The sequence below is a fragment of the Pontibacter arcticus genome (assembly GCF_003284895.1).
Taxonomy (GTDB): Bacteria; Bacteroidota; Bacteroidia; order Cytophagales; family Hymenobacteraceae; genus Pontibacter; species Pontibacter arcticus.
Window position 1 is genome coordinate 198,429 of record NZ_QMDV01000003.1, and the last position, 18,064, is coordinate 216,492.

An 18,064-nucleotide genomic window follows, 5' to 3' on the forward strand; every position below is an offset into this window, starting at 1 on the left:
AACGCTCTTATAATTAAAAAATAGCGTCTTTTAAAAGTATGAATCAGACAATACTTGAAGTACGAAATATAGAAAAAGCCTACAACGGCAAAACAGTAGTATCTATTCCGGCGCTCAGCGTGGCTACCCACGAAACCGTTGGCGTAGTCGGGAATAACGGTGCCGGCAAAACCACTCTTTTCCGGATGATCCTGGATCTGATCCGGCCTTCAGACGGCGAGGTTTTTCTGAAAGGACTTAACGTAATGCAATCCGGAGCATGGAAATCGTATACCGGCTCACATTTAGACGAAGGCTTTCTGATTGATTACCTGACGCCGGAAGAGTATTTCAGATTCATAGGCGACCTGCATGGCCTTTCGGATGGCGATATTACAGAGCGCTTGGCCCCATTCCTGGATTTTTTTAACGGTGAAATTTTAGCACAGCGCAAGTATATCCGCGATTTTTCGAAGGGCAACCAGAAAAAGATCGGCGTAGCGGCAGCGGCATTATTTAACCCCGAACTGCTTATTCTGGATGAGCCTTTTGCTAACCTCGACCCTAGTTCCCAGATCCGGTTAAAGAACCTGCTCAAAACACTCCGCGACCAGCACGGCATGGCCATACTCATATCAAGCCACGACCTGAGCCACGTAACAGAAGTATGCGAGCGCATCATTATCCTGGAAAAAGGGCAGCTGATACAGGATATGCAAACAACCGAAAATACCTTGCAGGAACTGGAGAATTACTTTACAGTATAGTTGATAATCACAAAGTATACTTTTCTTATAGTTAGTGGTTGCTACCACAAAGGCCGGACTGTTATACAGTACCGGCCTTTGTGGTACGTAAGGATTTAGTTCATTCAAAGAATTTTCAGGATAATTTCAGCTTATTCCGGTCAGAAAACGTATGCAAAATGTTCATACCTCAAAACTACCTAAAAGCCTGAAGCAGTGTTGGCAGTGCTTGTAAAGTTTGTGGGGCGTTAGATAATTCAGCATTAACAATCTATATTAAATTGCTATGAGAAAAATTACAGCGTTCGCCTCTGTTTTGTCGCTGCTTACCCTCTTTTCGTGTAACGAAGGAGACGATGTTATCAATCCAGGAAATCCTTCCGAGCAAAAAGCAGATACTTTGCAAGGTGTAATCACATCAGACCTTGCTCTTAAACAAGACCAAACTTATTATTTAAAAGGACAGGTGTATGTGAAGAATAATGCCGTGCTTACCATACCGGCAGGCGTTACCGTAACAGCGGGTTCTTCTAAAGATAAACAGCTAGGTGCTCTTGTTATAACACAGGGTGCTAAATTATTTGTAAATGGTACTTCCGAGAGGCCGGTCGTGTTTACATCGGCTGCCGCAACGAAAGCGCCCGGCGATTGGGCAGGTATTTTTGTATTGGGCAAAGCACCAACCAACCTTGGGCAACAGGCAAATTTGCCAGGCCTTGCCGTTTCAGCGGATACAAAGTTTGGGGGCGATGTGGCAACTGATAATTCGGGCTCGATCAGTTACCTGCGCGTAGCGTATACCGGTGGGCTTAACCCGGCCAACGAAGACGAGTGGGCAATAGACCTGGCCAGTGGTTTAACGTTGGCAGGTGTAGGTACCGGCACTAAAGTAAGCCATGTGATGGTGACAAACTCGAAAGATGATGGTTTTCAGTTTCTGGGAGGTACCGTGAATGCTAAAAACCTGATTGCTTATAACAACGGTGACGATGATTTTGACTTTGACCGCGGCTATACCGGCAAACTGCAGTTCCTGATCTCGTACCGTACTAAAACAACCACGCATGCACTCAGAGCCAACGCCATGGAAAGCCTGAATGATTTTGATGCGCTTGGTCCGCAGCCTTTTACGCGTCCTGTTATTTCGAACATGACCATTATTGGCCCACAAGGTGCAGAAACCACAAAAACCAACCTGAACCAAGGTGTTTACATTCGTAAAGCAACGCGTTTTGCGGTACGTAACTCCATTATTGCAGAGTACCCGCAGGGTGGCCTGATGGTTTGTATGAAAACAAGACCTGTTTTACTGAAAAATGAAGGATCCGAGTTTAAGTACAACCTGGTGCACAGCGATAACGCGGCCAGAGCCTTTACCTGGGATCTGAACACGGAAGTAGTAGCTGACCCTGAGCTGGAAAAATTCGGCCTGAATGAAACCAATCAGAACAAAGTAATTTCTTCTTTCGCTGATTTTAAACTGAAAAGCCCGTATGCGCAAACCCCTGATTTTACTGTTTCCAGCGAATCGGTTGCAGCTACAGGCGCTAACTTCAGTGGGAATGATTATACCTCGTTTTTTTCGCCGGTGGCCTTTAGAGGAGCCGTTGGTGGCGAAAACTGGGCTGCAGCCAGCAACTGGGCAGTCTGGAAATAAACACAGTTTATACTTTTAAACAGAAGCCGCTCCTGTCAGTCAGGAGCGGCTTCTGTTTTTTTATTGCAGGTTTACTTTTTCAGGGTTGATTTTATCCAGTCGCTTATAGTTTGTAACGCCAGCGGTGCAAAGGTTTCCTCGAGTTGGCTGTACTCGTTCGGCAGTCCGGTTTTAGCTGTCTGGAAAAGGTGGTTAAGGGCAGGCATTTCCTTGATGGTATACGTTTTATTTCCTGCGGCTTTCAGGGCTTTCTCGGCAGCTGGTAAGTTCTGGCTGGCTGGTACCTGCAAATCATTTGTACCATTCAGTACCAATACCGGTTGTTTTAGTTTCTGGAGCGTAAGCACAGGATCGTAGGCCAGAAAATGTTTAACCCACGGGGAGCTAAGCTGCGCGACAATAGCCTGCTCGCTTTGGGCAGTAAAGCCCAGTTGTGTTTTCTGTTCTGCCGTAAGGTTGGCAGTGGTTTCCTGTTCGAGCTTTCTGATTTTTTTTGCTGCTGCAAAAGCGTCGGTTTGGGTGGCGGCTACTTCAAATTGTTTTTTACGGAGCTCCAGGTAAGGTTTTAGCAAGGTTTCCGGCATACCTGCCGCTGTTAAAAGTGCTTCGTTTTGCGCTACAAGCAACTCGGTTCCGGGTACAGCATTGCCAGCCAGTAATACTACATAAGCCACATCTGGTTGTTGGTTTGCCACTTTTGCCGCTATCAAAGCGCCTTCGCTGTGCCCCACTAGCCCAATCTTTTTCTGATTTATACTTGGTTGCGCTTTCAGGAAAGTATAGGCTGCTGTTATATCGGTTGCAAAATCCAGAGTAGTTGCCGAAGCCGGGTTGCCAGTGGAGCCGCCCACACCACGGTCATCCAACCGAAGTACAGCCAGGCCCTGGCGCGTTAAATGATCAGCTAAGACTAAGTATGGTTTGTGGTCCATCACGGTGCCATCGCGGTCCTGGGCACCAGACCCCGAGATAAGTATAACTGCCGGAAAAGGCCCTTTGCCGGTTGGTAGCGTAAATGTGCCTGCCAGTTTAATGCCTGCTGTGCTATTCGTTATACTTACTTCCTGCTCTTTATAAGGATAGGGTTTAACGGGTTCCTGCGGACGTTTGGGTTGTACGGCTTCGCCTTTCTTCAATTGCATGGCAAAAGTTTGGCCGCTTTGCTTCCAGGTGCCTTCGATGGTGCCAGGAGCTGTTAACTTTCCGGCATAACTACCTCCAATGGCTGGTAAATGTAAAAATAAGCTATCCTGCACCAGTTTTACTTCCTTTACCGGAATGCCTTTAGCGCTCTGTGCCGGTACATCCATTGTGGCTGTTAGCGCTCCGTTGCTTTCCTGAATATGGAAAACAAGGGCGAGTTGCATACCACCGGTTTGTATGGCGCCATTCCAGAAGCCGGTTACCTGCGCCGCTGGTTGTGCGAGAGCAGATGAAGTATAAAGGAGCAACAGAAAGTATAGGAAATGTTTTTTCATCGGGAGGAAGTGAATTTATACTTTGATTTGAGCAAAATTTTAATGCGTTTCTTTTAGGTTCTGTTCTTTTTTGGATGCCCGGAAAGAGTAAACAAAAGGCACTACAATGAGTGCGCCTGCAATAAAATAGAACAGGTACTGGCGTAAATCTGTGTGTTGGATAAACGAAAGCAGCGCCATGGCTATGCCGCCTACTATCCAGAGGGGGCCGGCCATGCGGTGGGTTTTCCGCCAGACGTATTCACTTTCCAGGGTCCAGGGGGTGCGGAGGCCGATAAAGTAATTTGGTTTTATCGCCTGAAAATAATTACCCAGTACAGCGATCAGCGCACCAACCAGTATCAGTATAAATTCAGGATTCAAGGTTTGGTGATTATGGGCATTATAGATTATAAAAACCGCAAGGGCAGCCATAAAAAACGAAAGTATAAAACGCAGGTGGTTATACTTATTGCCCATTTTGCTGATCTGCTTTTTGGGGTCGAGGAATGGCAGTACAAGCAGCAGCAGGTAAATGCCCAAGGTAATGCCCAGTGTAAGCCAGATCAAACCATTTTTGCCAGTCCAGCCGTCTGCTTCGCCCTGTAAATTAAAATGTACTGCCACACGCGCAGGCAGTTCGGCCCACGAAAGCCAGAGGTAAAGCAAAGGCAGCACGGTAAGTACCAGTAAAGCTGCTTCGGTTTTAAGTTGAATTTTCTTCATGTCAGTCTTTTAAAGTTACAAGCCAGTTTAAAATATCATCCAGTACAGTTGTGGTAAGCGAGTAAATCACGAATTGCCCACGCTTCTCCGACGTTACCAGATCAGCCTGGTGCAGAATGTCGAGGTGGTGCGAAATGCTGGGCTTCGTGATGTTGAATGCATCTGCAATTTCGCCGGCAGTCAGGTCCTTTTCTTTTAACAACTGAAGGATGTCGCGCCGGGTAGGGTCGTTAAGTGCCTTAAATATTTTATTCACGGGTATTAGGTATTTAGGTAAATATCTAAATAATCTAGTATAATAGCAAGTATACTTTATACTTTTAGTTGCCGAATTTGAAAAGAATCACCAGCTTTCGGGGCTGCATCCAGGCTTAACATCGGTTGCCAAACATCGTATTAGTTCTACAGTTTAAAACTTAACCCAAAAAACGATGGCAAAGAAAAAGCCACTGGCAATTGTGGTGCACGGCGGCGCTGGCCCGGATTCTGACCACATCCATGAAAACAAAAAAGGCTACGAAGAAGGTATAAAGCTGGCTGTTGAAGCTGGTTACAAAGTATTAGAAGAAGGCGGCTCTGCAGTAGATGCCGTGGAAGCAGCCGTAAAAGTGCTCGAGAATAACCCCTTGTTTAATGCAGGCCGTGGCTCAGCGCTGAATGCAAACGGCGAAGTAGAAATGGATGCCGCCATTATGCGCGGCAACGACCAGGCATCCGGTGCAGTGGCGCTCGTGCGTAACATCCGGAACCCGATATCGCTGGCCAAAGCCGTGATGATGAATACCAAATACCGCTTTTTAGGGGATATGGGTGCGCTGGAGTATGCCAAGAAACTGGATATACGCATGGAGCCCTCATCCTACTTTATAACCGAACACCAGTTTGATGCTTTCTCTAAAAAGCGCGAAGAAGAATTTACCAGCAGCGACCGCATTGGCCTGGATGAACTGAATGCGCGCATGCACGGCACTGTAGGTGCCGTTGCCCTGGATAGGGATGGCATAATGGCAGCAGCTACCTCTACAGGCGGCACCGAGAACAAGAAAATGGGCCGGATCGGAGATAGTTGTATTGTAGGAGTGGGCTGCTATGCCAACAACAAAACCTGTGCTATTTCCGGTACCGGCGATGGCGAACTGCTCATGAAAAATATAATTGCCTATGATATTTCTGCATTGATGGAATACAAAGGCCTGACCTTGCAGAACGCTTGTGAGGAAGTGGTACTGGAACGCGTGAATACCAAAGAAGGCGATGTAGGCGTGATAGGTGTAGACCAGGCCGGAAACATTGCCATGGTTTTTAACAGCGACCGCATGCACCGCGGCTGGAAAACCAGTTCAGGAAAATCGGGCGTAAAAATATATGGCGATAAGTAAACGAAAGTATAATTTTACCTGAGCTAAAGTATAACACTTTACTTTAGCCAAAAAAGCTGTTTAGAATTTATTTATCGCCTAACCCGCTGTTGTTGGTGTTTTCACCGACAACTATACTTTCACCAACAGAAGCTTGCTGGTGAAAACACGCAGCAAGGGCAGCAGAAATTTATTTAGTTAAAAATTCCAAACAGCTTCAAAGTATAAATTAAAACTTTGCCGGCGCCGCGAGGTTACTCATACGTAAAGTATATATCTTTTTTTGAATCCGAAGTTAAAGCACCTGAAATGCCTACATCAACCATTACCAAAGAGCAGCTTGACACCAGCATGACCTATACTTTTTACCGGGATATGACGGACAGGTTGCTGGCAGAACAGAAAACGACCGGCACAAACCATGCCCCTGAGATGGTAGCTTATACCCGCATGAATGCCCAGCGCATGCGCCGCGTAGAAAAGACCACCGTGCTGGATGATGAAATGGTGGAGTTGCTGCTGAGCGTAAACACCAAAATGATCTGGGTTGTGTTAACGGAGGCCTGGTGCGGCGATGCAGCGCAGATCGTGCCGGCGCTTGCCAAGTTTGCAGATGCCTCGCCATTGATAGAATTAAAACTGCTGCTGCGCGATGAAAACCTGGAACTGATGGACCAATACCTCACAAACGGCGGCCGCTCTATTCCAAAACTCATTTGCCTGAAAGCAGATACAGGGGAAGTTTTAGGAGACTGGGGACCACGGCCCGTACCTGCGCAGGAACTTGTAAACCAGGCCAAAACCGATAACCTGCCGTTTCCGGAGATGGCAGAGAAATTGCATGGCTGGTACGCTAAAGACCGCAGTAAAACCCTGCAGGAAGAATTTAAAGTATTGCTCCGCAACTGGTCTGAACTGGTTGATCCAAAACATCAGGATGCAGAACATTTAAGCTAATAAGTAATTGAAACAACGCATAAAGGCAGCCCCGTTCAGGCTGCCTTTATGCGTTTTTATACTTTCGAATTCGCTATTTCAGCTCTACGGAAACAATTCTATCGCCTACTTCAAGCTGGTGCACCACATCCATCCCGGTAACCACTTTCGCAAAAATAGTGTAGCGCCCATCTAGGTGCGGTGCCGGCGAGTGCGTGATAAACCATTGGTTGCTTTCGGTATCTTTTCCGGCGGAGGCCATGCCGAGGTAGCCTTCGCGGTAGTTTAAAGGCGCAAACTCAGAACGGATCGAATAATCGGAGCTGCCCCAGCCATCGCCGCGCTTATCGCCGCCCTGCGCCACAAAGTTCGGTACTACCCGATGGAAGTATAGATCATTAAAAAAGCTCTTATTTGTCAGCTCCACGAAATTTGCAACCGAGCCCGGCGCATCTTCTACAAAAAGCTGGATGGTGATATCGCCTTTTTCGGTACGGATAAGTGCCAGTTGGTTCGCAGCAATCGTTTTTACCAGTGCCCAGTCGATAGGGTGTGTAAAGGGATTTTGCGGAGCCGGACTTTCTTTTATGCCTGCTAAGTAATCAAGTGTTTTCTGGAGCTCAATGTTGGTTTCCATGTCGCGGGGCAATACCAGTTTCTGCTGGGCATCCTTCAGGAAAGTATCGTTCTGGAAACGGCTGCGCAGGTTCAGTTTCGGGTCCCGGATTGCGCTGGCCGCCATCCCTACCAGGGCTACATCGCCGCTTCCTACTGCCCGTTTAAAAATATCGGCAAAAGGCTGTTCTAAATTTCTGGGAAAATCGGTTTGCTGGCGCATCGTAATAATGGCTTCCATGCCGGCAGTGGCAATAACCGGTTGCTGGGTAGCAAACAATTCAGACGATATAAAGCCATAGTTGGCAATATCTCCTGAAAGCGCTTTTAACAGGTGGGCTTTATCGTAAGGCAGGCGCGCATTGCGGTATTGTTCCTGATAGCGGCTGCTGAGGTATGCTTTGTTCTGACTGTTGCGAAGTATGACCCAGATCATACCGCCCCGCACACGCGCATCCTGCACCGTAGAGAGCGCCTGCAACAAAGATTCTGGCGGGATGCCAGCAGGGTTGGCCTGTAAAAATTCAGCCGTAGCCACCGCTGTATTTATGTTCGGGTCTTTAAGCGCCTGCAGCACGGCCGCCTCTATCTCCCTGAAAGGCAAACCAGCCATGGCACGTACTGCACTTAAACGTACCCGGTAATCGGGGTCGCGGGTAACAATTGCAGAAAGGATCTGGCTTTTAGCGGGTGCTTTTACTTTCGCCATACTTTGTGCTACGGCCATTCTTACTTCTGCAGAGGCATCGGTGGTGGCAGCGGTTTGTAACTGGGCCAGGTAAGGGGTAAGATCCAGCTTCGGGCTTCGGGCTACAAAATGCGCAGCTGCCAGGCGTGCTTCCAACGGGTTGCTGGCCTGCAGCATGTTTATACTTTGCTCGATGGCCTGCGTGTTGTATTGTTGCCTTAAACCTGCGCGGTAAAGCCCCCATGCCTGTCCTGCCAGGGCCGTTTGGTTAGGGGCTTCATACGTCCCGAGGTAGTTCATGCCGTTTGTGGTGGCAATTTTACCGAGTGCTTCGAGTAAGGCTGCCTGCACTACCGGACGCTTTTCGGATTTGATATGCTGTATAAGTCCTGCTTCGGACTTGCTGTCGCCGATCTGGCCGAGGGCATAAGCGGCAGCCAGGCGCACAGCGGTAGTTGTATCAGATAACAAACTTAAAAGTGGTGGAATAGCAAGGGTATCCTGCACAGAGGCAAAAGCGAGGGCCGCTTCTTTTCTATAAACCGCTTTGGAATCTTGTAAGTAGGGGAGCAGTTCGGCGGTCTTGCGTTCGTCCTGCAAAGTATAAATTGTAACAAGTCGTTGATCGGTAAATTTATTCTGGCCGGTGCTTAGGTTTTTACTTTTACTGGGAAACTGTAACTGCTGGCAAGCCACCAGACTGCAAACCGCACCTGCTATTAGAAATATTTTTTTCATAGAATAAAGCTGATTGAGCTGTCAAGATACTAATATCAAGAAATATTGTGCGCGGTAAAAAACAGAGGCTAAACAAATTTTGAAAAGCTAAGTGAATTAACTAACTTGGAAAAACGTTAGACATAAGAGATGTACAAAACGCAGCGGGTTTAGTTTAAGCTAATTATTTCTTAAATAAACAGCATAATCCGGCATGAGTGTGCTATTTTGGACAGTTGCTGAAATAGTGTATAAAAAAAGATTTTATTAATTATTGATATAGTTCAATTCAGGTTATCAGGGTTTTTCTTTATTTTTTCCGCTATGAGCAACAACCTTTTTTTAATGAAACAGCTGCAACGCAGCAAAGGATTGATTCTAACGTTTGGTGCGTTGCTGATAGCAGGTGGCCTTTTCGGGTTATTGTATTCTGTGTTGGCAACAAGCGAGCCAGAGATTGGGCAAATGGTAATCAGCGGGCTTATTATGTTGGCCGGGGTTACGGTTTTTGCCTTAGCCATTGATAAGTTACAGGCACAGCACGCCTCTTATTCTGTAACGCCTGAAATGATCCGTTTTAAAACCGATTTGCTGGCCAATGAGCGGGAAGTATACTGGGAAAACGTGATTGGTGTGCGCTTAACCAACCGTCTGGCTGAATTTGAATTGCTTTCATCGGAGCGTGTAATTATGCCTTTTGCCAAAACGGAGAAGCCGGATGCAGTCCTGAAATTTTCTAACTGCTTACGCAGGGCTGCCAGCGAACGTAGAATTCCGGTTAACGGCGTTGTGCTCAACGATCAGGCTGCCTACGCTTTCGCTTAATTTATACTTTACACGCTTCCAGGTCACATTACATAACAAGGCCTGCACTCTTCTCTGCCAGTTATACTATTGCCTTCCAACCGCTTATCTTTGATATTGCAGCTTCTTTTATACTTTCTAATTTTAGCAGACTGCTAAAATTAACTGTTGCCTGTACTTAAGCTGTCCGGCTTTTCCTGTTAAGGCTTCTTTCCAGAAGCTGTATGAGCAGAACACGCTCTGTTTTTTTATACTTTCTGAAGGCCCATCAACGCTCTGGCGCTCTACCTTTTTACTTAATTTTCTGGTATGGCAACAGAAGCTTTCAGACATTTGCAGTCTAATTTATTTCGATGCCACAACAGAAGGTGCGGGTCTATGGAATTCAGTTCGGGCTGCTTTGCTTAAGCTACTTTCTTTTCTTCGCCAGTTTTAACATGATCATTCCGGAGCTGCCAGATTACCTGAGCAGCCTTGGCGGAGCCGACTATAAAGGCCTGATCATTGCGTTATTTACCCTTACAGCTGGTTTATCAAGGCCTTTCAGCGGGCAATTAGCCGATAAATTAGGCCGGATTCCGGTGATGGTAGTAGGTGGCGCTGTTTGTGTGCTGGCTGGTTTCATTTATCCGATAACCGGTTCGGTAGCGGCTTTCCTGTTATTGCGTCTGCTGCATGGCTTTTCTACGGGCTTTACGCCAACGGGCACTTCGGCTTATGTAGCAGATATCATACCCCTGGATCGGCGCGGCGAGGCAGTGGGCATGCTGGGCCTGGCGGGCAGTTTAGGTATGGCGGCAGGTCCGGCGGTGGGCGGCGCAATTGCCAATCATTTTTCCCTGAACGCCATGTTTTATACTTCCTCGCTTTTCGCTTTTCTGTCGGTGGCGGTGGTGGCACGCATGCGCGAAACTGTAACGGAGCCGCAGCGCTTCCGGATGGGCTTGTTAAAGCTTTCGGGCAAAGATATTTTTGAACCGCGCGTGCTGGCACCTTCCATCGTTATGTTTTTTACGGTTATTTCGTTTGGAGGCATACTTACCGTAGTTCCGGATTTTAGCGAGTACCTGGGCATTAAAAACAAAGGGCTTTTCTTTACAAGTTATACCTTGGCTTCGCTGGCCATTCGTTTTATGGCAGGGCGGGTTTCGGATAAGTATGGGCGCGTAAATGTGCTGCGGGTAAGTGCGGTGGTGCTGATCATTTCGATGGTGTGGATGGGGCTTTGTACTTCGGCTACAGACCTGCTTATTGCGGCAGCACTTTTCGGAATTGCTTCCGGCATGAGCTCGCCAACCGTTTTCGCCTGGACCATAGACCTGAGCCACGAGGCGCACCGTGGCCGCGCGATGGCTACCATGTACATCGCCATGGAAGCAGGCATCGGGTTGGGCGCCTTAAGTTCCGGCTGGCTTTATAACAACAAACCCGAAAACTTTATACTTGTGTTCTGGGTAGGAGCGGCATGCGCACTGGTGTCGTTGCTGTATTTGCTCTTTAAAGTAAAAGCTACACGATTCTCCGTTTCCTAAAGCCTGATCTGAGAAAATCATTCCTGGCCATTTTCCTCAGGATCAAAGTATAACGCCAGTTGTGCTGATAGCAGAAGTATAAATTGCTAACTTTTGAAAGTATAAGCTGTTTCAGAAAAACATACTTTGCTTTCACAGTAAGCGATGTTGTAAAGCATACTAATAGTTACCCTTCTGACTTTTGCATAACGTAAAAATTGTTTTTATACTTGGCTGGATGCGCTTAGCGTTACTAACCTAACAAAACATGGCATTCTGAAGTATGGAGATTATATTTTAGAGCACGCTACCTGCATGCAAAGTCAAGTTATCAGAAAACTACCCCTATGGAATCGGAATTTCTACAGCATTTATATGAGCAACATCGGCGGGCGCAGCACCAGGTATCTGCTTCTTCGCTCTGCGATTTAGCGGAGCGCGTACTGCAACTGCTATTTCCGCCGTTGGCCGATATGCGTTTCGATTCTGAGAAAGCGTTGGAAGTATATGCCCTCGGTTTAAAGAACGACCTGCTCCTGCTCCTGCTGAACCTGGAAGCTGTATTGCCTGCTCCGGCCACAGAGCTTGCCCAGCAACTGATGGAAAAACTAGCGCCCATCCATACGTTACTGTTGCACGATGCGCAGGCTATTGCCGCCGGCGACCCGGCAGCACAAAGTGTAGAAGAAGTGATCCGGACGTACCCGGGTTTTAAGGCGGTTGCGTTTTACCGATTGGCGCACGAGTTTTACCGGTTGGGCATCCCTTTGCTGCCGCGCGTACTCTCAGAATATGCGCATGCTAAAACAGGCATCGACATCCATCCGGGCGCACAAATAGGTTCTCACTTCTGCATCGACCACGGCACAGGCATCGTGATCGGCGAAACCACCCACATCGGGAATTATGTAAAAATATACCAGGGTGTTACACTGGGCGCTTTAAGCGTGGATAAAACAATGGCCAACATCAAGCGCCATCCTACCATAGAGCATCATGTGGTAGTGTATGCCGGGGCCACGATCCTGGGCGGTAATACTGTGGTCGGGGCGCATAGTATCATCGGGGGCAACGTATGGCTTACAGAGAGCGTACCTCCTTATTCCAGAGTATACCACAACCCACAAATAAACGTAAGGCGATCTCCCGAGCCTGCGGATGCAATCAATTATTCTATTTAAGTTAAAATCAAACGAACAGATATGAAAGCCAATTCAATACTCGAAACCATTGGGAACACGCCACACGTGCGTATAAACAGAATTTTTGGCGAAAAAGCAGAAGTATGGATGAAGCTGGAGCGTAGCAACCCCGGCGGAAGTATAAAAGACCGTATCGCCCTTTCTATGATCGAGGCTGCGGAAAGCAAAGGAATTCTGAAAAAAGACAGCGTTATAATAGAGCCGACATCAGGTAACACAGGCGTAGGCCTGGCCATGGTAGCCGCCGTAAAAGGGTACCAGGTCATACTCGTGATGCCCGAATCTATGTCGATTGAGCGCCGCAGGCTGATGATCGCATACGGTGCTAAACTGGAACTGACACCTCGCGAGAAAGGCATGAAAGGCGCCATTGAGCGTGCCCGCGAACTGGTAGCAGAACACGACAATGCCTGGATGCCGATGCAGTTCGATAACGAAGCCAACACGCAAATACACATCGATACCACAGCGCAGGAGATTCTGAAGGACTTCCCGGATGGGCTGGATTATATGATTACCGGCGTTGGTACCGGCGGACACATTACCGGCGTTGCCAAAGTCCTAAAAGCTAAATTCCCGAACCTGAAAGTATTTGCCGTTGAGCCTGCCGCATCTGCTGTGTTAAGCGGAGGCCAGCCGGGCCCGCACCCGATACAAGGCGTAGGAGCAGGGTTTATACCAAGTATAATGGATACCACGTTGCTGGATGGGGTGATAAAGGTTCAGGCTGATGATGCGTTTGAATACACCCGGCGTGCTGCCCGCGAAGAAGGTATTTTTGTAGGGATCTCGTCTGGCTCATCGTTGGCAGCGGTTGCTCAGAAGTTAGCGGAAGGCATTCCGGCAAATGCAAAAATCCTGACGTTTAACTACGACACTGGCGAACGCTATTTATCGGTAGAAGGATTGTTCGTGTAAAGTATAAAGCCAAAGTATAAATTAGCGTTTAACGCTAGAAGTTTCCAAAACAAAAAAGCCTGCAACATTTGGTTGCAGGCTTTTTTGTTTAAAAGAAAGCCAAATTGGCTGCCCTTGTTGTGTGTTTTCACCAGCAAGCTTTAAGGCTTAACGTATAGTTGTCGGTGAAAACACCAACAACGGCGGCTAATGCCTGTAACATTCAATTGCAGGCATTTCTGTTTTGATAAAGTATAAATTGTTGTATTCTAAAGTATAAATCACAACAATTTATACTTTAATCTCCGGCTACAAGGGCGGTCATCAGCCATTTGCCTTGCTTGTTTTTATTGAAGAGCGCACGATACCCAACAGGGCTGTACAGGTCACTTTTGTTTATATATCCTTTCTGCTGCCCGTCCGGCGACTCTACATACCACCATTCTTTTTCCGGCACATTGTCTTGCTGCGGGTATGATCTGGCATAATCCACGCGAAGTATAACACGTGGCAACATGCATAAAGCGGTTGCATTAATGTCAGGTTCCTGCCTGAGGGGTGCGTTATCATTTATAACAGCGCTAAACGTAAAAGCATCCAGGGTATCGGGCCAGGCGCTGTAAACGTATGGCATTGCAAATGAGCGATTCGTTTTATCTTCTTTCAGATGTGTGCCGCCCAGTTGCAGCAGTTTATTTAAGAGCGGCCATACTTCCGAATTCTTGTTTTCGGGCTTCCACTTTTTTCTAAAAGCTTCGATTCCGCCACTTCCGTCAAAACCTGTACTTATTTTCGGATCGAGGAGGTTAAGCAGATCTTCGGCTTCCTGCGTTTTAACAGCATTTTCCAATTCTCTCAGGTAAGTCTGCAGCGCGGGATCGGTTATGTTTTGCTTGACAGGCGCAAAGTGCGGAGCCCGCGTCTGGCAGGTTGCTGGAATTGGCGGCGCAGCTATTGTCGTATCTGATTCTGTAGAATCACTTAAAGCGATTTCGGTTTGCTGCAGCTCTGGTTCCCTGGCCGATTCGTTGCAGGAAGTAAAGGCGAGAAGTATAAAAAAGCAGGCTGTTTTTTTCATAGGTGTGCGTTATTAACGTAAGATGCTCCGTTTATACGCGACTCAGCAGAATTTATACTTGCTTATTTATACTTTACTGGACAATGAGTGTTAGATGTTTTTGAAATGCTTTCGGGTTGAATTTATACTTTGATAAAGCTACTTGTTAGGGAGAAAGGCCATAAAACAAAAAAGGCAACCGTTGTGGTTGCCTTTCGTGGAGAATATCGGAGTCGAACCGATGACCTCTTGCATGCCATGCAAGCGCTCTAGCCAGCTGAGCTAATCCCCCGTAGGAATGATGCAAAAATAGAACAATTATTCGGAATGCAAAAAGAGGCAAGAGAAATTAATAAAATAAAAAAGGGCGGGGAAATTTCCCCGCCCTTTTAAAGTATAAGTTGAAAAGCTTCTTAGTTGAAGATGTAACGAACGCCAACCTGCATTTGGTAAACAGAAGAAGTGCTCAGGTTATTTCTAAAGCTTGAAGAAATTGGCTGGTTTCTGTCTGCGTTTAATCTGAATGTAGGAGCAGCGTTTGGTAAAGCAGCAGAGTTAGCAGGTGTTAAGATAGCTACCTGGTTTGTTTGGCTACGTACACCCCAATCGCGGTTCAGAAGGTTACCGAAGTTAAGTACGTCTAAGCTTAACTGAAGTGTGTTACGCTTGCCACCAACGTTTACATAGAAATCCTGTAGTAATCTTACGTCAAACTGGTTTACCCATGGTAATAAAGCACCGTTACGCTCAGCATACTGGCCTCTTCTAGAGCTTAAGTAGTCATCCTGATCAACATACTGGAAGAACAGGTCACTTTGCTGCTGCGGGCTGTAAACCACACCACCGATTGTTGTTTCAACGAACGTGATCTCGCTTGCATCTCTTGGAATGTAGATAAGGTCAGCGTTAGCACCATCTCTGTTGAAATCACTTGAGTAAATATAAGAGAATCGGCCTTGCTCAGAACCATCGTATACCATAGAAAGTGTAGTAGCGAAATGCTTCGCGTATTCTTTCTTATAAGCTAAGGAAGCAATTACTCTGTTTGGTATTACATAGTTTGCATAACCAAGTTCCGGGGTGTTAGCACCGTTAACAGCTGTAGTTAAGTTCCAAGATGATAAAGACTGGTCGCCGCTACCGTCGTAGGTGTTTTCAGCCTGGCTTCTTGTATAAGCAACTAAGGCAGATAAACCGTTTGCAAACGTTTTCTGTAATTGTGCTGTAGCAGACCAGTAGTAACCTTCCTGGTTGTTATCTAACACGATTGCATTTAAAGCACCACCTGAAGCAGTTCTGTTGATGAACCTTGCATTACCGTTCGGGTAGATTGGTCTGTGATCAGGATATGCTGTACCAGCTGCCAGGTTAGCTTGAGGCTGTGTTAAGTTAGCGTTTGTGAAAACAGCGTTGTTCAGGTCTTTAGAGTAGATACCTTCGATTGTCGCAACGATTCCACCTGGTAATAATTTATCAATGGCAAGGTTCGATTTCCAAACCTGTGGCATTTTAAAGTTATCAGAAGTAGCAGAGATAACAGAAGGTACAGATGTACCGGCTGCAGGAGGCGTTGCTGGTCTGTAGAAGTTAGGATCAGGATTGAATGGACCTGGAACCTGTGCGCCTTCTCTTGCATCTGTAATTTGCAGCATACCTGAGTCACCTGACTGGTTAACTAACCATACAAATGGAATACGGCCTGAGAAGATACCTGTACCACCACGTAACTGAAGTGATCTGTCGCCTTTCACATCCCAGTTAAAACCAAGTCTAGGAGAGTATAATGGAGTTGACTTTGGAAGTGTAGCAGTATTTAATTTCTGACCACCGGCAAATGTTAACTGAGAAACAGCAGGGTTTTCTAACAGATCGATTGGATAGAAAGGAAGATCCACTCGTAAACCACCAGTTATTTTCAGGTTGTCCATCACTGCGTACTCATCCTGTACATAGATGCCCAGCTGAGAGAATCTGCCTTCCGGAATTGCCTGCTCGAAACCTGGTCTGAGTGAATAAGTTAGACCAAAAGCCAATGGATTTGCACCACCTACAAAATCTTCCCAAGAAGCAAATCTGTAGTAGCTGGTACCCATACGCTGGAAACCGTTAGCGATTCTGAAATCTTCGTAGTGAACACCAGCAGTTAAGGTATGATTTCCTGCATAGTAAGTAAAGTTGTTGGTAATGGTCAGGGTTTTATCATCCACTTTGTTACCAAAAGAGAACAGCTCATAACCAAATGAAGTATAAGGCTGGCCGTCTTTTAAGATATCAACAAAAGGGAAGATAGGGCCTTCTGAGCTACGGAAGTTTTTGATCTGCGTGTAACTTGCTCTGAACGTGTTAGAGAACTTGTTAGAGAAAGAAGAGTTTAACTCACCTACTAAAGAGTAAACGTTGTTGTTGTTTCTGTAGTTTGAGTTACTGTAATGAAGTGCGTTGATATCTGATCTGCCTACGCCAGAAGCGAAGTTAGTGATCGGAGAAGAAGAACCGCTCATGAAGCTGTCGCCGTAGCCTTCTACCTGGTTATAACGGATAGTGAAACGGTGATTGTTAGTGATGTTCCAGTCTAAGCGAGCTAAGAATTTGTTGCTGCGGTTTTCAAAACCATAACCCTGGTAAGCGCCGGTTTCATAACCGTATGTATCGCGCAGGTACTGGCTGAATCTGTCCAGGTCAGCAACCGATGGTCTTGTAACGTTGTTAGCGCTGCCGAATGGGTTGGCTGGTGAAGAGGCTATTCTCTGCTGGCCGGGAGTTGTTTCTCTTTCGAACTCAGCATTTAAGAAGAAGAATAATTTGTTTTTGATGATCGGGCCACCAACGCGTACACCGTACTGCTTGTAATCTCTGTCAGTAACAATAAGCTCATCGTCACCAACTTTTGTACCCTGATAGTCCTGGTTTCTTAAGAAAGTATAAACTGAACCAGAGAATTCGTTTGTACCTGATCTTGTAACTGCGTTAACGCCTGCACCTGTAAAGCCTGACTGGCGTACATCGTAAGGAGCAATGTTAACTGAAATTTCTTCGATGGCATCTAATGAAATTGGCTGTGAAGAACCACCTGGAAGGTTGGCTGTACCTAAACCAAAGTTGTTGTTAAAGTTAGAACCATCAATGCTGATGTTGTTAGAACGTGCACTTCTACCACCAATGGCGTTACCATTGCTTTGTGGTGTAAGTCTTGTGAAATCATTAATACTTCTGCTAATAGTAGGAAGCGCCTGAATCTGTGCTCTTGAAACGTTGGTAGAAGCACCGGTTCTGTCTCCGTTCATTACCGGATCTTTTGTAGCCGTAATCACTACCTCGCCAAGCTCTGTTCCGGATTCGCTTAAGCTAACATTAAGTGTGAAAGCATCGCCCAAAGACAATGTAATGTTGTTTGTCGTTTTTGGCTGAAAACCTACATACGATACTTCTACCGTATAAGGACCGCCAACACGCATGTTAGGTAAGTTAAAACGACCTTCAGCGTTAGTTGCTGTACCGTAGCGTGTCCCTGATGGCGTATGCACAGCTACTACTGTTGCACCCGGAAGACTTTCACCTTTTGTATCGGTGATTGTTCCTGTCATCGAGGATGTTGTAATACCCTGTGCCCAAACCATCTGTACTGATAACAGCATGGCCAGACACAAAATCAGACTTCTGTAAATAGATTTCATAAATACGTTTAAGTGATTTTTTCACAAAAATATTCATAAA

General features: G+C 46.5%; 14 protein-coding genes and 1 tRNA gene. 8 read left to right on the forward strand and 7 right to left on the reverse strand.

Annotated features, from left to right (window positions below):
* Positions 1-38: 38 nt before the first annotated feature.
* A complete protein-coding gene (locus tag DP923_RS10395) occupies positions 39-746 on the forward strand; it encodes an ABC transporter ATP-binding protein (RefSeq protein WP_317047277.1) in 708 nt (235 codons plus the stop codon).
* A gap of 265 nt (positions 747-1,011) precedes the next feature.
* Entirely contained in the window at positions 1,012-2,382 is a 1,371-nt protein-coding gene (locus tag DP923_RS10400; protein ID WP_112305794.1) for a hypothetical protein, read from the forward strand.
* A gap of 71 nt (positions 2,383-2,453) precedes the next feature.
* Here DP923_RS10400 and DP923_RS10405 read toward each other — a convergent pair whose 3' ends face one another.
* From DP923_RS10405 to DP923_RS10415, 3 genes are read right to left on the reverse strand one after another with little or no spacing between them, the layout of a single operon-like run.
* Positions 2,454-3,860 (reverse strand): alpha/beta hydrolase family protein, encoded by a 1,407-nt coding sequence (locus tag DP923_RS10405; RefSeq protein ID WP_112305795.1) that lies wholly within the window; start codon positions 3,858-3,860, stop codon positions 2,454-2,456.
* A gap of 39 nt (positions 3,861-3,899) precedes the next feature.
* Positions 3,900-4,565: an SdpI family protein gene (locus DP923_RS10410; protein WP_112305796.1), complete on the reverse strand. Its 666-nt coding sequence runs from the start codon at positions 4,563-4,565 to the stop codon at positions 3,900-3,902.
* A gap of 1 nt (position 4,566) precedes the next feature.
* Positions 4,567-4,821 carry an autorepressor SdpR family transcription factor gene (locus DP923_RS10415; protein WP_112305797.1) on the reverse strand — a complete coding sequence of 85 codons (255 nt, stop codon included), beginning with the start codon at positions 4,819-4,821 and terminating at the stop codon, positions 4,567-4,569.
* A 175-nt stretch (positions 4,822-4,996) separates the two neighbouring features.
* On the opposite strand from DP923_RS10415, the gene DP923_RS10420 reads away from it, so the two are divergent.
* Both DP923_RS10420 and DP923_RS10425 read left to right on the forward strand, forming a co-directional pair.
* Entirely contained in the window at positions 4,997-5,944 is a 948-nt protein-coding gene (locus DP923_RS10420; RefSeq protein WP_112305798.1) for an isoaspartyl peptidase/L-asparaginase family protein, read from the forward strand.
* Positions 5,945-6,232: 288 nt separating this feature from the next.
* Positions 6,233-6,880, forward strand: coding sequence for a thioredoxin family protein (locus DP923_RS10425; RefSeq protein WP_112306239.1), 648 nt, complete (start codon positions 6,233-6,235; stop codon positions 6,878-6,880).
* A 73-nt stretch (positions 6,881-6,953) separates the two neighbouring features.
* Here DP923_RS10425 and DP923_RS10430 read toward each other — a convergent pair whose 3' ends face one another.
* A complete protein-coding gene (locus DP923_RS10430; RefSeq protein WP_112305799.1) occupies positions 6,954-8,900 on the reverse strand; it encodes a peptidylprolyl isomerase in 1,947 nt (648 codons plus the stop codon).
* Between the two features lie 303 nt (positions 8,901-9,203).
* Here DP923_RS10430 and DP923_RS10435 point away from each other — a divergent pair, with 303 nt between their 5' ends.
* From DP923_RS10435 to cysK, 4 genes are all read left to right on the forward strand, one after another.
* A complete protein-coding gene (locus DP923_RS10435; protein WP_112305800.1) occupies positions 9,204-9,704 on the forward strand; it encodes a PH domain-containing protein in 501 nt (166 codons plus the stop codon).
* A gap of 332 nt (positions 9,705-10,036) precedes the next feature.
* Positions 10,037-11,215, forward strand: a complete 1,179-nt coding sequence (locus DP923_RS10440; RefSeq protein ID WP_112305801.1) for an MFS transporter — start codon at positions 10,037-10,039, stop codon at positions 11,213-11,215.
* Positions 11,216-11,541: 326 nt separating this feature from the next.
* Positions 11,542-12,375 (forward strand): serine O-acetyltransferase EpsC, encoded by an 834-nt coding sequence (epsC, locus tag DP923_RS10445; protein ID WP_112305802.1) that lies wholly within the window; start codon positions 11,542-11,544, stop codon positions 12,373-12,375.
* 21 nt (positions 12,376-12,396) lie between these two features.
* Positions 12,397-13,314 carry a cysteine synthase A gene (gene cysK / locus DP923_RS10450; protein ID WP_112305803.1) on the forward strand — a complete coding sequence of 306 codons (918 nt, stop codon included), beginning with the start codon at positions 12,397-12,399 and terminating at the stop codon, positions 13,312-13,314.
* 277 nt (positions 13,315-13,591) lie between these two features.
* Here cysK and DP923_RS10455 read toward each other — a convergent pair whose 3' ends face one another.
* The 3 genes from DP923_RS10455 to DP923_RS10465 form a co-directional block, all read right to left on the reverse strand.
* Positions 13,592-14,371, reverse strand: a complete 780-nt coding sequence (locus DP923_RS10455; protein ID WP_112305804.1) for a hypothetical protein — start codon at positions 14,369-14,371, stop codon at positions 13,592-13,594.
* 197 nt (positions 14,372-14,568) lie between these two features.
* Positions 14,569-14,642, reverse strand: a tRNA-Ala gene (locus DP923_RS10460).
* A 121-nt stretch (positions 14,643-14,763) separates the two neighbouring features.
* Positions 14,764-18,024, reverse strand: a complete 3,261-nt coding sequence (locus DP923_RS10465) for a TonB-dependent receptor (protein WP_112305805.1) — start codon at positions 18,022-18,024, stop codon at positions 14,764-14,766.
* Positions 18,025-18,064 lie beyond the last annotated feature (40 nt).